Origin of the sequence: Pseudomonas sp. 30_B, from assembly GCF_017491605.1 — a bacterium.
GTDB lineage: Bacteria > Pseudomonadota > Gammaproteobacteria > Pseudomonadales > Pseudomonadaceae > Pseudomonas.
Genome location: NZ_JAFGYY010000336.1, coordinates 1 through 450 on the forward strand (window position 1 = coordinate 1; position 450 = coordinate 450).

The 450-nt window shown below is 66.9% G+C and carries 1 protein-coding gene; it reads right to left on the reverse strand.

Going from position 1 to position 450, the window contains the following annotated elements; translation table 11 throughout:
* Nucleotides 1-156: 156 nt before the first annotated feature.
* Nucleotides 157-450: ACT domain-containing protein (locus J5M67_RS28550; RefSeq protein ID WP_243434939.1), on the reverse strand; the 294-nt coding region annotated here is incomplete at its 5' end.

A 450-nucleotide genomic window follows, 5' to 3' on the forward strand; every position in this document is an offset into this window, starting at 1 on the left:
GATGCGGTTATGCCGCCTGCCTCGCCGGCATCGTGCCCGCGATGCGGCTCGTCGCCTTCCCTCCGATTTCATCTTCGCGCCCGAAACAAATGGCGGCCCGAGCGCGTCGTCGCGATTGCCGGCGCGCGCCCGCTCGCCGTCGGGCGCCGCGCGGCGCTAGTAATCCTGCCGCTCGCGATCGATCCGCATTCCGCCATCGTGGCGCGCATGCACGACATCGTCGTTCGAGCGCTCGCGCATGATCCGCATCACGTCCGGATTCGTGCGCACGCGGCGCATCACGTTCGCGAGGTGCACGCGGTCGCTCACCTGAATCACGAAGCGCAGCACCGTCGATTCGTGCGTCAGATCCTCGTCCATCGCGATATGGACGATGTTCGCGTCCGCCGACGTGATATCGGCCGCGACGCGCGCGAAGATGCCCTTCGTGTTCTTCACGAGCGCCTTCAC